This window comes from Ruegeria sp. CDSB029 (assembly GCF_059611125.1).
The window spans coordinates 62660-85234 of the sequence record NZ_JBXWOX010000003.1 but is presented as its reverse complement, the minus strand read 5'-3'; the positions used below and the strand labels follow the sequence as shown (position 1 = coordinate 85234).

Genomic DNA, 22575 nt, shown 5'->3' with positions numbered 1-22575 from the left:
CCAGTCATTTCGACGTCGCGCCTTTACCCAGATTGCTTAGGGAGACCGGCATTTTTGATTGAAATCAAAGGCCGTGGCGAAGAGTTTCGGCATAGTAAGTTCGCTGTTTAGACCGGTTTGCGGGAGCGTCATTATGACAGTACTTATTGCCTACGGAACTATTGAAGGTCAGACCGCCAAGATTTCGCGCTTCATCAACAAAGTCACATTAGGGGCAGGATACGAAACTAGGCTGATCGATATCGACCAACTGGCAGGTCCAGTGTCTTTGGAAGATGTAGACCACGTTATCCTTGCGGCTCCCGTCCATGAACGCCGGCACCCCAAGCCGTTCGAGGAGTTTTTAGAAAGGCACCATGACGCATTATCCTCGCGAAAATCACTTTTGCTTTCCGTCAGTCTAAAAGCTGCTTTTCAGAAAGGTCAGGAGGACGCGCGGGACTATCTTACCGAAATGCTGATGCGGACGAAATTCGAACCAGACGCGACCGCCTTGGTCGCTGGTGCCGTACGGCCTGATAATTACGGGTATTTTGAAAGAGAGATCGTCCAACACGTTGTCATGCTAGGCCAGAAGATTGATCCACGAGATGGCTTGAGAGAATTCACTGATTGGGATGCGTTGAAAACAACAGTAACAGCATTCCTGGACGATTAGGTCTGCCGTCACCTCGGGGAGCATCGAACCAATGACAGAGTTCGGCCGGCCTTTCACTGACTCGGATGAGGGCGCTGGCGTTATCCTTATATCGAGTATCAACGCCAGATCAGGTGTACGATTGCCCAACTGCATTTAACCTATGCCTCAACTCCGCCACAGTTTCCCCCGCGCCCCTATATCAGTTCCCCGCCATTCCCTACCGGGGAGTCGAGACTGGTTATTCGGCCAGGCCGCAGGGGGCCTGACGGCGAATCTAAGGAAATTTCGGGGAGCGCCGGGGAAGCATGGGGAGCCATTCGGGGACCGTTTTGAGGAGGTGACAACAGGGCATTTATTATTAGTATCAATATCTTAAATATAGTTATAAATTTATGGGGAGACTTTGGGATACCCTATAGCGCAGAATGTGAAAAAACGCAGAAATACACTTTTCTAGAATGCTCTAAGGAATCCCCCTCCCCCGCTCCCCGCACTTTGAAAACAGTGCACAACACCGCTGCGTTCATTGCGAAGAATCCGACGGTGTTTGTTCGCCTTCCCTCCCACGTAGTCATCAAAACCGAGCCAAGAACTCATACATTGGTCCACCGAAGAAAATCGCGGGTCCTCCCATGGCATTGTTACGTGGGTTTATTCGCGCCGTGTTCTATTGGCCGGTGCGAAAAAACTCAAAAGTGGGTTTTTGGGTTGGGGTTGTCGTCTTCGGAACAGATTTGCAAGCTTCATCATACCTAGATAGTAACCGCATAGTTTGAAGCTGGAACCAGAAGACGCCCGAGAGCGGCACCCTAGTAGTCAATTTTATAGTTCATGTCGGAAAGTCTTCGATGCGATATCAACAAAACTAGCTAGGTTTCGAATGCCCAAAGAAGATTTTGCGAGTTTCATTGCCAAGCATCGCTTTAAACCACACGATCTTTTTGCATCCGTCTCAAAGGGTGTTACCACACAGGAGTTTCAATTAGCGAAGTGTTTCTCTCAAGTCGACCTACTGAGATGGGACTTTGGAGACGGTCAGCTCGCCGAGTTAAACCGAGCGCTGACGGTCGCAACATATATTGCAGAAAGCAGCACGGATCATCCAGAGGGTTTCGCCGCATACACTTCAAAGCTGCAAGAGGAATCGTGGAATTACGCATTGCGCTTTTCCCCTTACCATAAAGTTCATACCGCACTGGAGAACTTAGAAAGGGTGCATGCCGCAATGCTGGAAGCAAGCCTTGGTTTGAATGCGGCTACGGCAGGGATGGACACCGTTCTTGAGTTCAAGCGCTCAGATAACTCTGCGTATGCTCGAGAACAATCTAAGGCAACATCCAATCTTTTAACATTCTCTGCGCTTTATGCTTCATACGTAGATGTTTGCAGACGTATCCGAAAATACTCCAAGCTGGAAAACAGTGAATCTTACACCCGGGGAATTGGAAGGGTAATCGGGAAGAACTCCGGCGCGCATAGTTTTGCCATGGGTCTAAGGAACTTTATTCTACATCATCATTTGGTGGAGCCTGGCATTACCATTTCGATGGGGGAAAGTCGCACGGTGCGACTGCTACTCGATTCAAACGCTTTGCTTTTCGCAGGTTTCAAGTGGAAAGCGGACGCTCGAGAATACATCCGTTCGAACAAAAAGCTGGATGTACTGAAAACGACCACCACTGTAGTCAAAGACGTTGCTAGACTTGTAAGGTTCCATCGGAAGATCGCAGAGAAACGACTACCGGAGGAAAAGTTCGCTCACGACACTTACCTTCACGAACGAACCAGGTTTAGACACCTCCAGAACGCGACGTTCGATCCGGGAGCAATTGTCAAACGGCGCTCAACTGTTTTAGCACGCGTTGTAAGCCCCAGCATTATGTCGGTGGCTCTAGACAGCTCCATTCCGGATGAAGAATTACGTATACTACTGACTACTCTGGCAAACCGGCATCAGAATCTTTCAAATGACAAAATGGCAGTTGTTGCCGACGAAATCGTGCAGCTATTGAAGCAGCGTTCAAGGTATCCGAACACCGGCTCATATCTTGACGGGCGGAAGGTCGAGTGACGGCGCATTCAGGCTGCGACGCGCCTGAAAGCAATCAGCGTTGCTGTGATCATTGCACCAAAATCCACTTGAACCAAAAATCGAGCATCATCCTTGATGGCGTTAAGCCAATGAACAATTTCAACCAACAATCCCGCAACATTCGCAAGCCCACGTACCGATAAAATTTCACTAAACAATTGTTATTTATTAAGAAATTTAATTCCTTTACGCAAGTTCGAAATTGGTACTCGCCTCCACTTCTTTTCAAACACTTAGCTTTCTGCGCTGCTTTCGCAAATTCGGGCGTATACACTTGGGTATCATGTTCCTACTGGCTTCTGGAACAGCATAACCGTCGCCGTTGATGTCCGGGGTTAAATGTCGAAGCGGTTTGAAAGTAATGCCACACGTGCCAAATCTTTTCCCGCGAACAAACGGCGCGACGCACAATGCGACAGTGGTAGAGGGATGTGCTTTGTCTTTGTCGCGCCTTTGCCCGCTTCCTTAATATTGCCCAAAGGTTCGCACAGAACGCGATTGCCCAAGGCGCGCCTGTTGCGATTGCCGGTCCAGCGATTCCGTTTGCACAACCGCACTACCTGATTGCCAAGCCCGGAAGCGCTCAATCATCCGCGGCTGCGGGGCTGTTTTGCGCCTGGCTTCGTGATCGGATCGCATCGAATGCCGCTGACTGACTTCGGCTGGTCGCTTTTCTGACTTAACCGGTTTTCAATCCTCAGTCGTGCTTGACAAGCCCCCTGCCCGTGCCGCATGTCGCATGCGTTGGTGTCCATCCTCGGATGGATGAAAAGGGAATGTGCCAGCGATGTCATCGCCAAGCACAGCCGCCCCCGCGACCGTGACCGGAGAGGGTGCCCAAAGCCACTGGCCCAATAGGCCGGGAAGGCGGGACATCCGACAGGGCAAACGCTCTGACATCCGCAAGCCGGGAGACCTGCCAGCACCCGAAGTTGAAACCGGGCGGGGTGTTCCGGTGTCGGGTCCATGTCGCACACGTGGCCCGCATGAAACCCCGTCCCCCGTATAAAGGATTTAGGGGGATGAGAGACGTGACCGAGACCGCACCAGTCGAATTGCTGGTCTGCACGACATGCCGCCGTGGGTTGCCCATCGAAGATGACGCTCAGCGACCCGGCACTTTGCTGCACACAGCGCTTGAACAGGCGGGCTTGCCTGACGGCGTGGACCTGAAGCCGGTGGAATGCCTGTCGAACTGTGATCAGGGATGTTCGATCGTTTTGCGTGGTGGCCCGTCCCGATGGACCTTCATTTATGAAAACCTCGACGAGACCGACCACGTCGAGACCATCGTCGAAGGCGTCACCAAATATCTGGCCGCTGAAGACGGTCTGGTGAAATGGCGTGAGCGCCCCGAACATTTCCGCAAAAACTGTGCGGCCCGCATTCCCCCGATTGGAGCCCTGAAATGAGCAATCTCGAAAAACTCCCCGTCACTGTGATCACCGGCTTTCTGGGCTCGGGCAAAACTACGCTGGTCAAGCACCTGATGCAGAACCCGCAGGGCAAGCGTCTGGCTGTGGTCGTCAATGAGTTCGGCGATGTTGGCGTCGATGGCGATATCCTGAAATCCTGCGCCATTCCGGATTGCCCGGCGGAAAACATCATGGAACTGGCCAATGGCTGCATCTGCTGCACCGTAGCCGATGACTTCATTCCGACCATCGAGGCACTGATGGCGCTGGAGCCGCGCCCCGATCACATTCTGATTGAAACCTCTGGTCTGGCGCTGCCGAAGCCGCTGCTGAAGGCGTTCGACTGGCCGGATATCCGTTCTAAGATCACCGTTGACGGCGTGATCGCTCTGGCCGATGCCGAGGCCGTCGCCGCCGGGCGCTTCGCTCCGAATGTCGAAGCCGTGGACGCCCAGCGCCTGGCTGACGACTCGATCGACCACGAAACGCCCCTGTCTGAGGTGTTCGAGGATCAGATCTCGTGCGCCGACATCATCCTGCTGACAAAACCCGATCTGGCGGGCGCCGAAGGTGTGGCGAAAGCCAAAGAAGTCATCGCTGCCGAAGCTCCGCGTCCGCTGCCAGTGGTCGAAGTCGCCGAAGGTGCCGTAGACGTGCGCGTCGTACTGGGGCTGGAAGCCGCAGCCGAAGACGACATGGATGCGCGTCCCAGCCACCATGACGGCCATCACGACCACGAGCATGACGATTTCGAAAGCATCATCGTCGAGTTGCCGGAACAGACCGACGCGGCCCAACTGGTCGCCAATATCGAACGTCTGGCCAATGAGCTGAACATCCTGCGCGTCAAAGGCTATGCTGCTGTTCAAGGCAAGCCGATGCGTCTGTTGGTGCAGGCCGTTGGTGCCCGCGTACGTCACCAGTATGACCGCCCGTGGGAACCCGGTGAAGAGCGCCGTTCGCGTCTGGTGGTCATCGCCGAACACGACGACATCAAAGAGGCCGCGATCCGCGATATCCTCGTGGGCGTGACCGAGGCCGCCGAGTAAGCCATGCACGTCGTCTTCCGCGAAAGCCACGGGCTCGAGGAAACCGAGACCCCGACCGATCTGGGCCAAAGTCCGGCGGATCTGGTGGTGCTGTCCTTTTCGGACAGTGACCTTGGTGCTTTCGCGGCGGGCTGGCATCGCGGTGGCGGGGCCGAAGGGCGAATGCCGACAATGCGGCTGGCCAACCTGACAGCACTGAAACACCCGTTGTCCGTCGACACTTATGTCGAGCAAACGCTCGAGGGCGCCAAGGGCATTCTGATCCGTTTGATCGGCGGCGTGCCTTACTGGTCCTATGGCTTGCAGCAAGTTCTGGCGCTGGCGCAATCCAAGGGGATCGCACTGGCCGTCCTACCTGCCGATGGGCGTGAGGATACGCGGCTGGATGATTACTCCACCCTGCCCGTCTCAACCCTGCGGCGGCTTGCGCATCTGTGTGACACCGGCGGCGAAGTCGCGGCGCAAGCGGCCTTGGCGCAAATGGCGCTTGCGGCGGGGCTTTATGCCGGGCCGGTGATGGGCGCTAAGACCTTGCCAGAGTGCGGCGCGTGGTGCCCGGACCGTGGCGTAATCTCGGTCGAAACAGCATTCTCGAGCGGCGCGAAGCGTATTCTGGTGACTTTCTATCGTGCCTATCTGACATCGGCAGACACTGCCCCGGTCGCAGCCCTGATCCGCCGATTGCGAGAACGCGGCATCGAAGCTGTAGGCATGTTCGCCCCCTCGCTGAAAGCACCTGCAGCCGCCGATTGGCTGCGCGAGAACATCGCCTCCCTTGAACCGTCGGCCATCATCAACGCCACCGCGTTTTCGGGCAAAGGCGCATCCGGCACCTCTCCACTGGACGCCGCCAATGTGCCGGTGTTTCAGGTTGCTCTCGCTACGTCCCGCCGCAAAGCCTGGGCCGAGGCGGAACGCGGTCTTTCGCCTGCTGATTTGGCTATGCACGTTGTCCTGCCTGAAGTGGACGGGCGAATTTCTGCAGGCATTGCTTCGTTCAAGGAACCGGGCAAGCGTGACCCGCATCTGGAGTATTCACGTTTTGCCCACCGGGCTGAACCGGAACGGATCGAGGCCATCATCGACCGTGTCGTCGGCTGGCTGAACCTGAACGACAAGCCCAAAGGGGATCAGGTGCCCGCCTTGGTGCTGTCCACCTATCCCGGCAAGGATTGGCAGATGGCCCATGCGGTAGGCCTTGATGCTTTGGCCTCGGCCGAGGCGATGCTGTCTGACCTGCTGGGCGAAGGGTATGACACCGCACCCGCCGAGCAGATTTCTGATACGCTGCTAGATGCGCGGATTGCGTGGTCGCTTGACGCGTATCTTAACGCGCTGGCGAAACTGCCGGAACAACTGCGCGCAGACCTCGAAAACGTCTGGGGCATGCCAGAAGACGACCCCGCCTTTGCAGATGGCGCGTTTCACTTCACTGCCCTGCGCCGCGGCAAGGTTCTGATCGCATTGCAACCCGAACGCGGCACGCCCGAGATGCGGGAAGACGATTACCACGACCTGTCCCGCACCCCCCGCCACGGCTATGTCGCCTTCTATCTGTGGCTGCGCAAAGGTCTTGGCGCGGATGCGCTAATCCATATCGGCGCGCATGGCACTCTGGAGTGGCTGCCGGGCAAATCGGTCGCCTTGTCCAATGAATGCTGGCCAGAGGCGCTGATCGGCGACCTTCCCGTCATCTATCCCTTCATCGTCAACGATCCCGGCGAGGCCGCTCAGGCCAAGCGCCGGATCGGGGCCGTCACCTTGGGTCACATCCCGCCGCCGATGAAGGAAAGCGGCACCCCCGATCGGATGGTTCGGCTGGAATCGCTGCTGGACGAATTCTCGAACGCAGATGGTCTGGACCCCAAACGTCGCGACCGCCTGCAAGAAGATATCCGGGATGAGGCGCAAGCCATCGGGCTTGAAAGTGACCTGGGTCTCGATCAGGCCACCTGCACGGCCGAGGCGATCACTCGCATCGACCGTTTTGTCTGTGACATCAAAGAAAGCCAGTTCGGCGACGGGTTGCATATCTTTGGACGTGTGCCCGAAGCCGCCGCCAATTTTGACACGGCACCTTCTGCCAATGCCGAACGCAATGCTCTGATTAACGCGCTAGCTGGCAAACGGATCGAGGCAGGCCCGTCCGGATCCCCCTATCGCGGGCGGTCAGACGTGCTGCCCACCGGTCGCAATCTCTATACCACCGATCCGCGCTCAGTGCCGACCCGTGCGGCCTATACCCAAGGCGTGAAGCTGGCCGAAGAATTGGTGCGGCGACACCTGCAAGAGGAAGGCGACTATCCCAAAGGGCTGATCGTAGACCTATGGGGCTCGGCCACCATGCGAACTGCGGGCGAAGAGTTCGCCATGGCGTTGCACCTGCTGGGCGTGAAACCCGTCTGGGACAAAGGATCCGAGCGCGTGTCGGGCATCGAGGTGCTGCCCATCACCGATCTCAGCCGCCCGCGTTTGGACGTGACGTTGCGCGTGTCGGGCCTGTTCCGGGACGTGTTCCCCACGCTTTCGGCGCTTTATGGTCAGGCAATTCGCGCGTTGTGCGACCGGGACGAAGCACCGGACTGGAACCCCTACGCCGGACAGGCTCCGACGGCGCGCGTCTTTGGCCCGGCTCCGGGCAGCTATGGCGTGAACATGACGCAGCTATCCGAAATCTATACAGATGAGGCCCGCGTCCAGGCCGGAGAAGCATGGCTTGAGGCCAGTTCATTCGCTTTGGAAGGCGAGCATATTGCGCAAGACAAGGATGGCATTACCCAACGGGTCGCGAATGCCGACAGTTTCGTGCACTTGCAGGATCTGACCGAAACCGACCTTCTGTTGGCCAACGACTATGCCACGCATGAGGCTGGTTTCGCCGCCGCCAAGACAGTCACCGGTGGTGCTGCGCAGCTATACCATCTGGACAACACCAACCCGGATAACCCGCGCGCCCGAACGCTGCCTGAAGAAGTCAGCCGTGTGGTTCATGCCCGTGCCGCCAACCCGAACTGGATTGCAGGCATGCAAAGGCATGGCTTTCGGGGCGCTGCCGAAATTGCGGCGACACTGGATCACATGGCCTCTTTCGCCCATCTGTCAGGCACGGTCGCGCCGCATCTGTTCGACCTCTATCACGACGCGACTTTGGGCGACGCCGAGGTCGACGCGTTTTTGCAAGAGGCCAACCCGCGCGCGTATCAGGCGATGCAGGACAGGTTCCGCGCGTTGTTGGACGCGGGTCTTTGGAACACCCGCCGCAACTCGATCCGGGCCGATCTGGAGGGGCTGGGATGAGCGCCCCGGTCGTTCAGGGTTGGTGCCCCGGCGCGCATCGACCGATGATGTCGGGCGATGGTCTGGTGGTTCGGGTGCGCCCGCGTCTGGCCCGTTTGAGCGCCGAACAAACACGTGGTCTTTGTGAGTTGGCCGAGCAATTTGGCAATGGCACAATCGACCTGACCAACCGCGCCAATTTACAGCTGCGCGGGGTAAAAGAAGACGATCATCAGGCATTGCTGGCCGAACTGGCCGCGCTGAACCTTTTGGATGCTGAGCCCGGTATTGAAATGCGCCGCAATATCCTGGTGTCGCCCCTATACCGATCAGGTGATCGAACCGCACATCTGACACAGGAACTGATCGACCGGTTGGAGGAATTGCCGACTCTGCCCGCCAAATTCGGCTTTGCCATCGACACTGGCCCCAAGCGCCTGTTGGCGGCGGATTCGGCCGATATCCGGGTCGAGGCAGGCACTGATGGCCTCATCCTGCGCGCCGACGGGGCCAAGACTGGCTGCCGGGTCACAGAAACCAACGCAATTGACCGGCTTATCGCCTTGGCCGGATGGTTTTCCGAACGTTTCACGTCAGAAACCCGCCGCATGGCGCGGGTGGCCGCGACGCAGGATTTGCCAGCGGAGTGGCAAGGCAGCGTGCCCGGTGACATCGGCACACCTCCGCAGCCCGGCGTATGCGATCTGGGTGTGTTGTATGGCGCGGTGTTCGGACAATTGCCGGCGCGGCAGCTCTCTGACCTCATTGCAGACAGCGGGGCGTCTGCCTTGCGGGTCACCCCATGGCGGCTGATTCTGCTGGAAGGCGGGGCGGCGATACAAGCACCGGACTTTGTCATAGATGGCACAGACCCGCTGATGACAACCGACGCCTGCCCCGGCGCACCGTTCTGCCCGCAAGCACAAGTGGAAACCCGTAGGGTTGCGCGCGAATTGGCCGCTCGGGTTGCAGGCAGCCTACACGTATCCGGTTGCGCCAAAGGCTGCGCCCGAATGGGGACGGCAAATGTCACACTGTACGGCAATGACGGACGATTTGATCTTGTCAAAAACGGTCGCGCGGGGGATGAGCCGTCCCAACGCGGGCTGACACCTGAAACACTTATGACTATGGACCTCTCCTGATGCCCTATGAATACGAAACCGATGGCGCAGCGATCTATAAGCAAAGCTTTGCCACGATCCGGTCTGAGGCCGATCTGGCGCGCTTTGACGCTGATGAAGAGCAGGTTGCGGTTCGCATGATCCATGCCGCCGGAATGGTCGGTCTGGAAGAATTCGTACATTTTTCGCCTGGTTTCGTGCCAGCCGCACGGACCGCGTTGGAGAATGGCGCGCCTATCCTGTGCGACGCCCGGATGGTCAGCGAAGGCGTGACCCGGTTCCGCCTGCCTTCCGAAAATGAGGTGATCTGCACCCTGCATGACGAGCGCGTGCGCCCGCTGGCGGCTGAGATGAGCAATACCCGCTCTGCCGCCGCTCTGGAGCTGTGGCGTCCGCATCTGGAAGGCGCTCTGGTCGCGATCGGTAATGCGCCGACCGCTCTGTTCCACCTACTGAATATGCTGGAAGACCCCGATTGCCCACGCCCGGCCGCCATCATCGGGTGCCCGGTGGGCTTTGTCGGTGCCGTCGAATCCAAGGACGCATTGTGGGAGGCACAGCCCGTGCCCTCTTGCATCATCAAGGGCCGTCTGGGCGGAAGCGCCATCACCGTCGCCGCAATCAACGCCATTGCGAGCCGCGCCGAATGAGTGGCGGCAAGATATACGGCGTGGGCCTTGGCCCCGGTGATCCGGACCTGATGAGCGTGAGGGCCGACCGCCTGCTGCGCAATGCGCGCCACGTGGCGTTCTTTCGCAAGCCCGGTCGCAGCGGTCAGGCGCGCAAGATCGTCAATGGGATGATCCCGGACAGCGCTGTTGAGTTTCCCATGGAATACCCTGTCACGACGGAAATTCCACTGGATGATCCGCGCTATAACGAATTGCTCTCTGCCTTTTACAAGGACTGCGCCGCGCACTTGAAAACCCTATCGGATCAGGGTGAGGATGTGGTGGTTCTGTGCGAGGGAGATCCGTTTTTCTACGGGTCTTTCATGCATCTTTACAGCCGCTTGCGCGATCAGGCCGATGTTGAGGTTGTGCCAGCCATCACTGGCATGTCCGGCGCATGGACAGCAACGGGTAACCCGATCACCTGGGGCGATGATGTGCTTACAGTACTGGTCGGCACCCTGCCGGAAGAAGATCTGGCAATTCGCATGGCGCAGACTGACGCCCTGGTTGTCATGAAAATCGGACGCAATATCGACAAGGTGAAGCGCGCGCTGAAAACAGCCGGTTTGTATGACCGCGCATGGATTGTCGAGTTTGCGCAGATGCCGAACCAAGTGGTGACGAAACTGTCCGAGGCATGCGAAAAGGTGACGCCCTATTTCTCGATCATCATCGTGCATGGTCAGGGACGGCGGCCATGAGCGGTTGGGTCAAGATTGCGGGCCTGGGGCCTGGTAACGAAGATCTTATAACCCCCGAGGTTTCAGCTGCGTTGATGGATGCCACGGACGTGGTCGGCTATATCCCCTATGTCGCACGCGTGGCGGAACGCCCCGGGTTGACGCTGCATGCTAGCGACAACCGGGTCGAGATCGACCGATCCCAACACGCGTTGCAGATGGCGGCTGAGGGCAAGCGCGTGGTCGTTGTGTCCTCGGGTGATCCCGGGGTCTTCGCGATGGCCGCCGCAGTATTTGAGGCGCTGGAAAATGGCCCCGCTAAGTGGCGCAAAATTCCCATCGAAGTGCTGCCGGGGATCACCGCGATGCTAGCGGCATCCGCGCGAGCCGGGGCACCACTGGGACATGATTTTTGCGCCATCAACCTCAGCGACAATCTGAAACCCTGGTCGCTGGTTGAAAAACGTCTTCGACTTGCGGCGCAGGCGGATTTCGCGATGGCGTTTTATAACCCACGCTCGAAATCCCGCCCGGAAGGCTTTGTGAAAACACTGGAAATCCTACGCGAAGAATGTGAGCCCGAACGCTTGATCCTGTTCGCGCGCGCCGTATCCCGCGTTGATGAGGCGATCCGGATTTCGACACTGGCCGAGGCGACACCTGACATGGCCGACATGCAAACCGTCGTCATTGTCGGGTCATCCCTGACGCGCGTCATCAACCGTGACAGCGCGCCGATCGTCTATACCCCGAGGTTCACCCCGGAATGAGCCAACCAGTCCAGAACCTGCGTCACGTTCGACAATTCGGTCCTTTGCGGAAGGGGCGGCCTGTCGATCATCAACACCGGTACGCCCATCGCGCGCGCGGCATCCAGCTTGGCGCGTGCACCGGTACCGCCAGAGTTCTTGGACACAACCAGTTCAATGCCATGCTGCAGCATCAACGCCCGGTCCCCTGCTTCGGTGAAAGGTCCGCGCGACACGATCGCCTCGCAATCGGGCAGCGGAAGTGCATCCGGTTCATCCACCAGCCTCAGCAAGAAGTGATGTTGGGACTGAGCCGCGAAATCTTCAAGATGCAGGCGGCCAACGGCCAGAAAAACACGCCGCTTAGGACCTCTCAAAGCGGCAACTGCCCCGTCAATGTCAGAAACGTGCTGCCAACGATCTCCGTCTTGCGCGCGCCATGCCGGACGGGTCAAAGCGGCCATGGGCACCCCGGCCTCGCGACACGCGGAAATGGCGTTGGTACTCATTTGCGCGGCAAAGGGATGGGTGGCATCGACTACATGAGTGATCGCGTGGTCCGTCAGGTAACGGGCCAGGCCGTCGACGCCGCCGAACCCTCCAACACGCACTGGCAGGGGCTGCGGCCTTGGATTGTCTACCCGACCGGCATAGGAATAGGTTGCCGGGATGCCCTGATCGGCCAAGGTTTTGGCCAGTGCATTGGCCTCGGTCGTGCCACCAAGGATCAGGAGGTTGGTCATGCATGAAGCTCCGTGGCTAAGCGTTTTGGGCTTGGGCGAAGATGGACTGGATGGCCTGTCACCCGCAAGTCGTCAAGTACTGGAGCGTGCCGAAATCATTATGGGCCCGCCGCGCCATTTGTCACTGATCCCCGACACAGGCGCCAAGCGCGTAGATTGGCCCGTGCCTTTTTCCGACGGCCTGCCGATCCTGACCGGGTTTCGCGGACGCCCAACAGTTGTTCTGGCCTCGGGCGATCCGTTCTGGTTCGGCGCGGGCTCGGTAATCGCGCGCAACTTCGACGCCGGAGAATGGACAGCCCATCCGGGTCAGTCCACGTTCTCGCTCGCTGCGGCACGTCTGGGCTGGCCGTTAGAAAGTACGCAGACATTTGGTCTGCACGCCGCCCCGCTGACCCGTCTGCGCCCGCATCTTTCGCCTGGATTGCGCGCCATTCTGTTGCTGCGCAACGGCGCTGCGGTGGCCGAGCTTGCGACATATCTGAACGAAACAGGGTTTGCCGATACGCAGTTGCACGTGATGGAGGCCCTTGGCGGCCCCCGCGAACGGTCGCGCAGCGTGTCGCTGACCGAAGCCCTGCTGGGCGGGTTCGACCATCCAGTCTGCGTTGGGCTTGAAGTTGCGGGTGAAGGACAGGCGCTGCCCAAGGCCTCGGGTAAGCCGGATGATATCTTCGAAAATGATGGCCAGATCACCAAACGCCCCGTGCGGGCGCTGACTCTGTCGGCGTTGGCCCCCAAGCGCGGCGAGCATCTGTGGGATATCGGCGGCGGCACCGGCTCGATCAGCATCGAGTGGCTGATGTGCGACCCGACCCTGACCGCAACCACGATCGAACCCCGCGAGGATCGCGCGGACCGCATTCGCCGAAATGCCGACACGCTGGGGCAAGACCGGCTGCAAGTTGTGCATGGCACCGCGCCAACCGCGTTGGACGGCCTTGGGTTTCCGGATGTGGTATTCATCGGCGGCGGCCTGAGTACCGAATTGCTGACCTGGTTACACACCGCCCTGCCCGCCGGCACCAGGCTGGTCGCCAATGCTGTGACGCTGGAAAGCGAAGCCTTACTGGCGCAATGGCACGAAAAACTGGGCGGAGAACTTTTGCGTATCGAACTGGCGCAGGCTTCGGCACTGGGACCTCGGCGCGGCTGGAAATCCGCATATCCGGTGGTGCAGTGGAGCGTAATCCTATGATCATCGCAGGGTTAGGGTTTTCATCAACGGCGACCGTGGACAGCCTGCGCGCCGTATTTAAGCGGGCCAGCGTTGGACGAGAGGTTGACGCGCTTGCCACTGTTGCCGACAAGGAAGGTCACGCCGCGCTGTCGGAGTTTGCCGCAGAGACCGCCCTGCCCCTGCATTTCATCGCTGCTGCCGATCTGGCGGGGCAGCGCACTCTCACCTGCTCGAACCGCAGCCGTGCCACATATGGCACCGGCAGCGTAGCCGAAGCATCCGCCCTTGCCGCTGCCGGAACAGGCGCGCGGCTGACCTCACCCAGACAGATTTCGGACGACCGGCTTGCAACCTGCGCCGTCGCCATCGGAGGACAAACATGACCGTTCATTTCATCGGTGCCGGGCCCGGCGCTGCCGACCTTCTGACCCTGCGGGGGCGTGATATCATCGCGTCGTGCCCGGTGTGCCTGTATGCAGGATCGCTGGTGCCCGAGGAAATTCTGGCCCACTGCCCCGAGGGCGCAAAGATCATCAACACCGCGCCGATGGATCTGGACCAGATCATGGTCGAAATCGAGACCGCACATAAGGCAGGTCAGGACGTCGCTCGGCTGCATTCCGGAGACCTGTCCGTCTGGTCGGCTATGGGCGAACAGATCCGGCGGCTGAAAGAAATGGGCATTCCCGTCAGTGTCACACCGGGCGTGCCGTCCTTTGCGGCCGCCGCGGCCTCGTTGGGAACGGAACTAACCCTGCCCGGACTTGCACAGTCTGTCGTTTTGACCCGGACACCCGGCCGTGCATCCTCGATGCCTGAAGGCGAAACGCTTGAGAACTTTGCCCGCACTGGTGCAACTTTGGCCATTCATCTGTCGATCGGAAATCTGGACAAGGTGATCGCGGATCTGACCCCGGCCTATGGAGCAGACTGCCCCGTTGCAGTGGTGTATCGCGCCAGCTGGCCAGATGAACGGATCATTCGCGCCACATTGGCGACCCTGAAAGACGCGCTGGACGAAAGTATTTCCCGGACCGCTCTAATCATGGTCGGTCCTGCCCTTGCGGGCGAAGGGTTTGACGAAAGCTGCTTGTATTCAAAAGACTACGACCGCCGGTATCGCCCGCAAAGCGCGGACAGCCCGTGGTCAAGCTGGAGTCATGGCGATGACTAACCCGCCGGGATTGCTTATTTCCGCGCCGTCGTCGGGGACGGGAAAAACCACTGTCATGCTGGGCCTTCTGCGCGCACTGGCCGAGGATGGCCTGACGGTACAGCCATTCAAGAGTGGCCCGGACTATATTGATCCCGCCTTTCACCGCGCTGCTGCCGGGCGCGCCTCGTTCAATCTGGACAGCTGGGCGATGACCGATCCGCTGCTGAACGCGATTTCTGCCCAAGCCGAGGGCGCGGATATCGTCGTGGCCGAAGGTTCGATGGGCCTGTTCGACGGCGTCGCCAAGCCCGGCGAAATCGGACATGGGTCCAGCGCCGAAACCGCGCAGCGAATGGGCTGGCCCGTGGTTTTGGTGCTGGATGTGGGCGGTCAGGCGCAATCGGCAGCGGCAACCGCATTGGGGTTTCGGATGTACAACCCCGACCTGCCGTTTGCCGGTGTGATCCTGAACCGCTGCGCCAGCCCACGCCATGAACGCCTGACCCGATTGGGGATGGAGCGAGCAGGATTGCCGGTTCTGGGCGTGTTGCCCCGGCGCGGAGACTTGACCCTGCCCGAGCGGCATCTTGGTCTGATCCAAGCGGTCGAGCACCCAGATCTGGAAAGCGCGATTGCCGGGTATGCCGCGTTCCTTCGCGAACACGTGGACCTCGAAGCGATCAAGGCTGCGGCTTCCTCAGGCCCGAATGGGCCATCGTCAGCCGCGCTGCCGCGCCCCCCGGCGCAGCGGATCGCGCTGGCACGGGATGCAGCATTTTCGTTCACCTATCCGCATTTGCTGGAAGGTTGGCATGCAGCCGGGGCGGAAGTCCTACCGTTTTCACCGCTGGCCGACGAAGCGCCCGCTTCGGATGCCGATCTGGTCTGGCTGCCTGGCGGTTATCCTGAACTGCATGCGGGCACTCTGGCCGCTGCCGACACATTCCTGAACGGTCTACGCAAACATGCCGAGACAAAGCCCGTTCATGGCGAGTGCGGCGGGTATATGGCCTTGGGAGACGCGCTGGTCGACAAAGAAGGGGTCCGGCATCAGATGGCGGGTCTGCTTGGGCTTGTGACGTCCTATGAGAAGCGCAAGTTCAATCTTGGGTATCGCAAGGCGCAATTGTTGGCCCCTATGCCGGGTTTTGCTGCCGATGCGACATTGCGAGGCCATGAGTTCCACTACTCTTCGATTGTGGAACAGCCAGACGCTCCTTTGGCTCGGGTATTCGACGCCGAAGGGATTGAGGGACCACAAACCGGATCAGTTCGCGGCAACGTGACCGGGACGTTTTTTCATCTGATCGCAGAGGCGCAGGCATGAGCGGTTTCGTTTCGTTCATTGGCTCGGGCCCCGGGGATCCGGAACTGCTGACGCTTATGGCCGTGGACCGGATGCAAAAGGCAGACGCGGTGCTGTTCGATGACCTCAGCAGTGGCCCAATCCTGAACCATGCGCATCAGGACGCAGACCTTGTTGGGGTCGGCAAACGCGCCGGTCGCCCGTCACCGAAACAAGACCACGTCAGCCGCCTGTTGGTGGATTACGCAAAAACTGGCGCGCGCGTGGTGCGACTGAAATCCGGCGATGGCGGTCTGTTTGGACGTCTGGAAGAAGAACTGGTGGCGCTGCGCGAGGCCGGGATCGAATATGAGATCATTCCGGGTATCCCGTCTGCGGTCGCGGCTGCGGCAGCAGCTGGCATTCCGCTGACGCGGCGCCTCACAGCGCGTCGCGTACAATTTGTCACCGGCCATGACGTCAGCGGCAAACTGCCCGAAGACCTGAACCTTGCCGCGCTTGCCGATCCAGATGCCACCACGGTTGTGTTCATGGGCAAGCGGACATTCCCTTTGCTGGTAAAGACATTGAACGAACACGGATTGCCGCTGGATACACCGGCGCTGATGGCCGAAGCCGTCTCGACCCCGGATCAGGTGTTGCACCGATCCACGGTCGGTGAGTTGGCGGACAAGCTGGGTGCTGAGATCGGCACGGCCCCCGCCTTGATCCTTTACGGCCCGCTTGCAGAGACTGACGATGTTTGACCTGACCCTGATCGGTATTGGCACCGGCAATCCGGACCACCTGACGTTTCAAGGCGCTAGTGCCATTCGGGACGCAGACCTGATCCTGATCCCACGAAAAGGCAAAAACAAGGCCGATCTGGCCGGTTTGCGGGAAGAGATTATCGCGCAGGTGACCGACACCGCGCCACAGATCGCATATTTTGATATTCCCAAACGACGCGCCGATGATGGCTATCTGCGCGGTGTTGATGAATGGCACGACGCCATCGCTCTGCGGTGGCAAGAGGCGATCGCGGCGCACCCTGATGCAAAGCGGGTAGCTCTTTTGATCTGGGGCGATCCGTCGCTTTATGACAGTTCGCTGCGCATCGCCTCACGACTGAAGCCCCAACCGGAAACACGTGTGATCCCCGGCATCACTGCGCTGCAGGCATTGACGGCGGCGCATGCGATACCGATCAACGATCTGGGCGCGCCGTATGTCGTGACCACCGGTCGGCGCATTCGGGATGAAGGCTGGCCTCTAAACGCTTCAAAAGTGGCCGTTATGCTGGACGGCGAGTGTTCGTTTCAAAGCCTTGAGATGGCCGACTACGAAATCTGGTGGGGCGCTTATGTGGGGATGAAGGAAGAAATCCTGATCCACGGTCCTTTGGCTGATTTGGCGTCGCAGATTATCGAAACACGGGCAAAAGCGCGGGCAGATCATGGCTGGATCATGGACATTTATCTGCTGAAAAGGCGCCTGGACTGATCCGAAAGCATCCACTGCGGCTGCTACCCACGGGATTGTGACTGCGCGAAATACGAGTTTCTGGCATCAATTTCGTACCCATACCCATGAGGACAGCACGATGAAGGCTATTTCGACCGTACTGTGTTTACTGGCCCTTCCCGCGCTGGCGCAAGAACCGCTGTCGGGCTGGGCCGTTCATTCCACCGACAAAAGCTATGATGCGTTGGTCGCGGATACGAAGACCGCTGTCAAAGAAAACGGTCTGATTGTTGTAACGCAGGCCGGGCCCACCAAGGCGGCGGCGGCCCGTGGCATCATCATTCCCGGAAACTTAGTAATCGGTGCCTTTAACAACGACTACGCGGTGCGGGTTCTGGAAACCTCGGTCGACGCAATGATCGAAGCGCCCATCCGGTTCTACGTGACCGAGAATGCGGACGGCACGGCGACTTTGTCCTACAAAACCCCAAGCCACGTCTTTGCCCCCTATGCCCAGCAAGGCGGTGAGCCACTGCAAGAAATTGCGACGGAACTGGATGAAAAGTTTCAGGCAGTGGCGGAATCCGCAGTCAATTAGTCACACTGCCGTGAACCTGCTTGCGTCCGGACGCGTCCTCCGCAATCTGCAATGACGTATTATTTCGGAGCATAACTAATGCAGGACCTTTCGCCCCGCGCCGCGGACCTTTTGGCCCAAAGACTTTACGAGGCCGGATGCCGCCATGCCTTTGGTATGCCCGGTGGCGAGGTTCTGACGTTGGTGGATGCGCTGGAACAGGCGGGGATCACCTTTCACCTGACCAAACACGAAAACGCCGCCGGATTCATGGCCGAAGCCGTGCATCACCGCGACGGTGCGCCTGCCATTCTGGTTGCGACCCTTGGCCCCGGTGCGATGAACGGGATCAACGTAGTCGCAAACGCCCTGCAGGACAGGGTGCCGATGATCGTGCTGACCGGTTGCGTCGATGCGGATGAAGCGCTGACTTATACCCATCAGGTTATGGATCACGCACAGGTCTATCGCTCGATCACCAAAGGAACCTTTAAACTGACGGCACAGGGCGCGGATATCGTGGCAGACAAGGCCGTATCGCTGGCCAACCAGCCGCGCCCCGGACCCGTGCATATCGATATTCCGATCTCGGTTGCGGATATGTGCGTATCCAGCGTCAAGAAGCGGCGACTGGTCAAGGCTGCCGCCGTCGCGCCCGAGGGCAATTGCCTGGAGAAAGCGCGCCGTTGGGTGGCTGACGCGGAACGTCCCATTGCGATTGTGGGGCTGGACGTGCTGTATGACGGATCGCGCAATGTTGTGCAGGCGTTTCTGGAACATTTCGGCATCCCCTTTGTAACCACCTACAAAGCCAAGGGAGTTGTGCCCGAAGATCACCCCCTGTGCCTTGGCGGGGCCGGATTGTCACCGCTGGCCGACAAACACCTTTTGCCGCTGGTTGAACAGGCCGATCTAGTCTTGTGCCTTGGCTACGACCCTATCGAGATGCGCCCCGGCTGGCGCGAGGTCTGGGACCCCGAGGAAAAGCGCGTTATCGACATCTCGGCTGTGATCAATGACCACTATATGCATCAGGCCAGCCTGAATATGGTCGCCGATACGGGTGCTACGTTGGAGGCCATGGCAAAGGGCAACCCTGCCCGCGATACGTGGCCGGGCGGTGAACCCGCGCAGGTTAAAGCCGCGCTGGCGCAGGCCTTTCCAACGGACGAAGATTGGGGTCCCGCCGCCGTCATCGCCGAAACCCGTGCAACCCTACCTGCTGAAACACTGGCTACAGCCGACAGTGGCGCGCATCGTATCTTGCTGAGTCAGATGTGGGATTGTTCCGAGGAACGCGGACTGATCCAGTCCTCGGCGCTGTGTACCATGGGCTGCGCCGTGCCAATGGCGATTGGTCTGAAACTGGCCGAACCAAACCGCCCGGTTATCAGTTTTTCGGGCGACGCCGGGTTCCTGATGGTCGCCGGAGAGCTGTCGACCGCCGCCGAAATGGGCGGAAACCCGATCTTTCTGGTCTTTGTCGATGCAAGCCTCGCGTTGATCGAGCTGAAACAACGTCAGCGCCAGATGGGCAACAGAGGTGTCGATTTCGACCGCCATGACTTTGCCGCCATGGGCCGGGCGTTTGGCGGCAACGGTCACACCGTTCGAAACCGCGAGGAACTGCGCACTGCCCTGAATGAGGCGTTGAAGGCCAACTCTTTCACCGTGATTGCCGCCGAAATTGATCGTGGAGGCTATGATGGCCGGATCTGAAGGACCGCTGAAGGGCGTCAAAGTCCTGGACCTCAGTCGCATTTTGGCCGGACCGACCTGCACGCAGTTGCTGGGCGATCTGGGGGCCAGCGTGATCAAGATCGAAAACCCCGCGACCGGCGGGGATGACACCCGCCAATGGGGCCCTCCTTACGTCGAAGACGCGCAAGGCAACCGGTCCGATCTAAGCGCTTATTTCATGTCGGCCAACCGCAACAAGAAATCCGTGGCTATCGACATCACCACGACCGAGGGGCAATCTGAAATCAAACGGTTGGCCTCGCATGCGGACATTCTGATCGAGAACTTCAAACCCGGCGGATTGGCGAAATACGGTCTGGACTACGCCACGTTGTCGCAAGACTTTCCCAGCCTAGTCTATTGCTCGATATCGGGTTACGGCCAGACCGGGCCAAATGCGTCCAAGCCGGGCTATGACCTGATGGCGCAGGGGTACGGTGGGATCATGTCGCTGACAGGCGAACCCGATGGCGCGCCGATGAAGGTGGGCGTGGGCATCGCCGATGTTATGTGCGGAATGTACGCAAGTGTCGGCATTCTGGCCGCCCTGCGCCACCGCGATCAGACCGGCGAAGGCCAGCAGATTGATCTGGCGCTGGTGGATGCGCAGATTGCGTGGTTGATCAACGAAGGGGTGAACTACCTGACCTCGGGAAACGTGCCCCAAAGGCGCGGCAACGGACACCCAAATATCGTGCCCTATGACGTCTATGAAACCGCCGATGGCCACGTCATTCTGGCCGTTGGCAATGACAGTCAGTTCCGACGCTTCTGTGAATGCATCGAGCACCCCGATCTGGCTGATGACCCCCGTTTCGCCACCAACCCCGCCCGGCTGGAAAATCGTGACGCATTAAACGCCGTGCTGCGTCCTGTGGTGAAGACCCACGCGTCTGAGACCATGATTGCGCAGCTCGAGGCCCGCAAAGTTCCGGTTGGCCCGGCACAGACTTTGGATCAGGTTTTTGCAACCGATCAGGTCGAAGCCCGCCAGATGCAGATCGCGATGCAGGCCGAACCGGGCGACGTTCAACTGATCGGGAATCCGCTGAAACTGTCGCGCACACCTGTAACATATCGGGCTGCCCCGCCCGTCTTTGGGGCCGATACGCAGGCCGTTTTACGCGCTAAAAACCCCTTTGACGATTGAAACACTGTGCCCGTTTCGGCGGCATGTTGCTGAAACATGCCCTTGAATCGGCGGTTTTTTTCAATTTTTGTCCACACGGCATTTCACCAATTCGAGAGCAGGGCCGATACTGATACGACCCGCCCACAGTCTCTGATACATCAAGTGCTGTAGATATTCTCGATTGGATCGGAACATGAACATGAAGCAAGACGTTTTCGGACAGATGAACACCCTCAGCCACCCGGCAAGTGCCGAGGCGTGGGATGGTGTTCTGCTTGGGTTCATGGCCCATGCCGCCGTTACGCCACAGCATCTTGGCAAGGTTCTTGAGCTTGAGCCCGATTTTGCCCTGGGTCACGCGATCAAAGGCTTGTTCATGGTCCTGCTGGGCCGCCGCGAGATGATGCCGGTCGCCGTCGAAGCAATGGCAGCCGCCAACAGCGCCATGGAACGTCAGCCGGTCTCGGCCCGTGAACGGCTCTATGTCGAAGCGCTGGGTCTGTATCTGGCCGACCTGCCCACGCAAGCCATCCAAAAGTTCGAAGAGATTCTGCGGGATCACCCACAAGACTCGCTGGCCATGAAACTCAGCCACGCGACAAGATTCGTACTTGGCGACTCGGAAGGGATGCGCCGGTCGATCGAGCGCGTTCTTCCCGCTTATGAACCCGATCATGCCGGCCGCGGTTACCTGCTGGGTTGTCATTCCTTTGCATTGGAAGAGACCGGTGCCTACGAAAAGGCCGAAATCGCCGGACGGCAGGCGCTGTGGATGGTCTCGGACGATGCCTGGGGTCTGCACGCCGTTGCACACGTGCATGAGATGACAGGCAACGCACAGCTGGGCCTTGATTGGCTCGCGGGTCGCGAAGAGGCTTGGACCCACTGCAACAACTTTCGCTATCACGTCTGGTGGCACAAGGCGCTGATGCATCTGGATCTGGGTCAGGTCGATCAGGTGATGGAGCTGTATGACAACTACATCCGTCAGGACAAAACCGACGACTACCGCGATATCTCGAACGCCACGTCCCTGCTATCACGACTTGAGCTTGAGGGCGTCAATGTGGGCAACCGCTGGGAAGAACTGGCGGATCTCAGTGCGGCACGGACCGAAGATGGTTGCCTGATTTTTGCCGATCTTCACTATCTTCTGGCCCTGACCGGCGACAATCGCCCAGAGGCGACCAGCAAGATGTTGCAGCGTATTCAGAAAGATGCGCAGCGCAATCAGGGGGACACCCCGATCCGCATGTCCGATCCGGGCATTGCGGCCGCAAAAGGACTTGAGGCCTTTGGCGAAGGCCTTTACGGCGACGCCTTCGACTTTTTATCAAACGCTCGAGCAGGTATGCAACTGGCAGGTGGAAGCCACGCCCAACGTGATGTATTCGAGCGCATCACAATTGATTCCGGCCTGCGCGCCGGCCGCCTGGATGCTGTCGAGCGCATTCTGGATGACCGTCGCGCCAAAAGAGCCGGGGGCGAAGACAATTACGCTCTTGCGCGCCGCACATTGATCGATGCGGCACGCGACAACGGAGACGCACAAAGCGTCCCGGCTGAATAACAAAAACTAAGACCAAGAAGGACAGAATA

At 59.1% G+C, this 22575-nt stretch carries 20 protein-coding genes and 1 riboswitch; of the genes, 19 read left to right on the top strand and 1 reads right to left on the bottom strand.

From position 1 onward, the window contains the following. Positions 1-133 precede the first annotated feature (133 nt). The 9 genes from AC2FI8_RS04790 to cobJ all read left to right on the top strand — a co-directional run bounded on the left by AC2FI8_RS04790 (position 134) and on the right by cobJ (position 11720). On the top strand, positions 134-658 hold the full coding sequence (locus AC2FI8_RS04790; protein ID WP_496768363.1) for a flavodoxin domain-containing protein: 525 nt from the start codon (positions 134-136) through the stop codon (positions 656-658). 862 nt (positions 659-1520) lie between these two features. After that, positions 1521-2711: a hypothetical protein gene (locus tag AC2FI8_RS04785; RefSeq protein ID WP_496777501.1), complete on the top strand. Its 1191-nt coding sequence runs from the start codon at positions 1521-1523 to the stop codon at positions 2709-2711. Between the two features lie 749 nt (positions 2712-3460). Continuing rightward, a riboswitch (cobalamin riboswitch) is annotated at positions 3461-3670 on the top strand. Positions 3671-3754: 84 nt separating this feature from the next. Next, a complete protein-coding gene (locus tag AC2FI8_RS04780) occupies positions 3755-4144 on the top strand; it encodes a DUF1636 family protein (protein ID WP_496777499.1) in 390 nt (129 codons plus the stop codon). Next, a complete protein-coding gene (cobW, locus tag AC2FI8_RS04775) occupies positions 4141-5196 on the top strand; it encodes a cobalamin biosynthesis protein CobW (protein WP_496777497.1) in 1056 nt (351 codons plus the stop codon). Before AC2FI8_RS04780 ends, cobW begins: the two co-directional genes overlap by 4 nt. Positions 5197-5199: 3 nt before the next feature. Continuing rightward, complete coding sequence (gene cobN / locus AC2FI8_RS04770; protein WP_496777494.1) at positions 5200-8493, top strand: cobaltochelatase subunit CobN; 3294 nt, start codon at positions 5200-5202, stop codon at positions 8491-8493. Next, positions 8490-9617, top strand: coding sequence for a ferredoxin-like domain-containing protein (locus AC2FI8_RS04765; protein WP_496777491.1), 1128 nt, complete (start codon positions 8490-8492; stop codon positions 9615-9617). Before cobN ends, AC2FI8_RS04765 begins: the two co-directional genes overlap by 4 nt. Further along, positions 9617-10246 (top strand): precorrin-8X methylmutase, encoded by a 630-nt coding sequence (locus AC2FI8_RS04760; RefSeq protein WP_496777489.1) that lies wholly within the window; start codon positions 9617-9619, stop codon positions 10244-10246. The genes AC2FI8_RS04765 and AC2FI8_RS04760 overlap by 1 nt, the downstream gene beginning before the upstream one ends. After that, positions 10243-10971, top strand: coding sequence for a precorrin-2 C(20)-methyltransferase (locus AC2FI8_RS04755; RefSeq protein ID WP_496726129.1), 729 nt, complete (start codon positions 10243-10245; stop codon positions 10969-10971). Before AC2FI8_RS04760 ends, AC2FI8_RS04755 begins: the two co-directional genes overlap by 4 nt. Continuing rightward, positions 10968-11720 carry a precorrin-3B C(17)-methyltransferase gene (cobJ, locus tag AC2FI8_RS04750; RefSeq protein WP_496739708.1) on the top strand — a complete coding sequence of 251 codons (753 nt, stop codon included), beginning with the start codon at positions 10968-10970 and terminating at the stop codon, positions 11718-11720. Before AC2FI8_RS04755 ends, cobJ begins: the two co-directional genes overlap by 4 nt. Here the strand turns inward: cobJ and AC2FI8_RS04745 are convergent. Further along, complete coding sequence (locus tag AC2FI8_RS04745; RefSeq protein ID WP_496777487.1) at positions 11693-12442, bottom strand: cobalt-precorrin-6A reductase; 750 nt, start codon at positions 12440-12442, stop codon at positions 11693-11695. The two genes, cobJ and AC2FI8_RS04745, sit on opposite strands and share 28 nt — an antisense overlap. Here AC2FI8_RS04745 and cbiE point away from each other — a divergent pair. The 10 genes from cbiE to AC2FI8_RS04695 all read left to right on the top strand — a co-directional run bounded on the left by cbiE (position 12441) and on the right by AC2FI8_RS04695 (position 22546). After that, complete coding sequence (gene cbiE / locus AC2FI8_RS04740) at positions 12441-13640, top strand: precorrin-6y C5,15-methyltransferase (decarboxylating) subunit CbiE (protein ID WP_496777485.1); 1200 nt, start codon at positions 12441-12443, stop codon at positions 13638-13640. The two genes, AC2FI8_RS04745 and cbiE, sit on opposite strands and share 2 nt — an antisense overlap. Beyond that, the gene (locus AC2FI8_RS04735; RefSeq protein WP_496777483.1) at positions 13637-14005 is read left to right on the top strand and encodes a cobalamin biosynthesis protein; all 369 of its coding nucleotides are present in this window, start codon (positions 13637-13639) and stop codon (positions 14003-14005) included. The genes cbiE and AC2FI8_RS04735 overlap by 4 nt, the downstream gene beginning before the upstream one ends. Beyond that, the gene (gene cobM, locus AC2FI8_RS04730; RefSeq protein ID WP_496777481.1) at positions 14002-14796 is read left to right on the top strand and encodes a precorrin-4 C(11)-methyltransferase; all 795 of its coding nucleotides are present in this window, start codon (positions 14002-14004) and stop codon (positions 14794-14796) included. The genes AC2FI8_RS04735 and cobM overlap by 4 nt, the downstream gene beginning before the upstream one ends. Then, on the top strand, positions 14783-16105 hold the full coding sequence (locus AC2FI8_RS04725; RefSeq protein WP_496777479.1) for a cobyrinic acid a,c-diamide synthase CobB: 1323 nt from the start codon (positions 14783-14785) through the stop codon (positions 16103-16105). Before cobM ends, AC2FI8_RS04725 begins: the two co-directional genes overlap by 14 nt. After that, complete coding sequence (gene cobA / locus AC2FI8_RS04720; RefSeq protein ID WP_496777477.1) at positions 16102-16830, top strand: uroporphyrinogen-III C-methyltransferase; 729 nt, start codon at positions 16102-16104, stop codon at positions 16828-16830. Before AC2FI8_RS04725 ends, cobA begins: the two co-directional genes overlap by 4 nt. Further along, the gene (cobF, locus tag AC2FI8_RS04715) at positions 16823-17566 is read left to right on the top strand and encodes a precorrin-6A synthase (deacetylating) (RefSeq protein WP_496777476.1); all 744 of its coding nucleotides are present in this window, start codon (positions 16823-16825) and stop codon (positions 17564-17566) included. Before cobA ends, cobF begins: the two co-directional genes overlap by 8 nt. 100 nt (positions 17567-17666) lie before the next feature. Further along, positions 17667-18125 (top strand): DUF302 domain-containing protein, encoded by a 459-nt coding sequence (locus tag AC2FI8_RS04710; protein ID WP_496777474.1) that lies wholly within the window; start codon positions 17667-17669, stop codon positions 18123-18125. A 78-nt stretch (positions 18126-18203) separates the two neighbouring features. Then, positions 18204-19823, top strand: a complete 1620-nt coding sequence (locus AC2FI8_RS04705; RefSeq protein ID WP_496777472.1) for a thiamine pyrophosphate-binding protein — start codon at positions 18204-18206, stop codon at positions 19821-19823. Further along, positions 19810-20994 carry a CaiB/BaiF CoA transferase family protein gene (locus tag AC2FI8_RS04700; RefSeq protein ID WP_496777470.1) on the top strand — a complete coding sequence of 395 codons (1185 nt, stop codon included), beginning with the start codon at positions 19810-19812 and terminating at the stop codon, positions 20992-20994. Before AC2FI8_RS04705 ends, AC2FI8_RS04700 begins: the two co-directional genes overlap by 14 nt. 181 nt (positions 20995-21175) lie before the next feature. Next, positions 21176-22546: a tetratricopeptide repeat protein gene (locus tag AC2FI8_RS04695; protein WP_496726118.1), complete on the top strand. Its 1371-nt coding sequence runs from the start codon at positions 21176-21178 to the stop codon at positions 22544-22546. Positions 22547-22575: the final 29 nt, after the last annotated feature.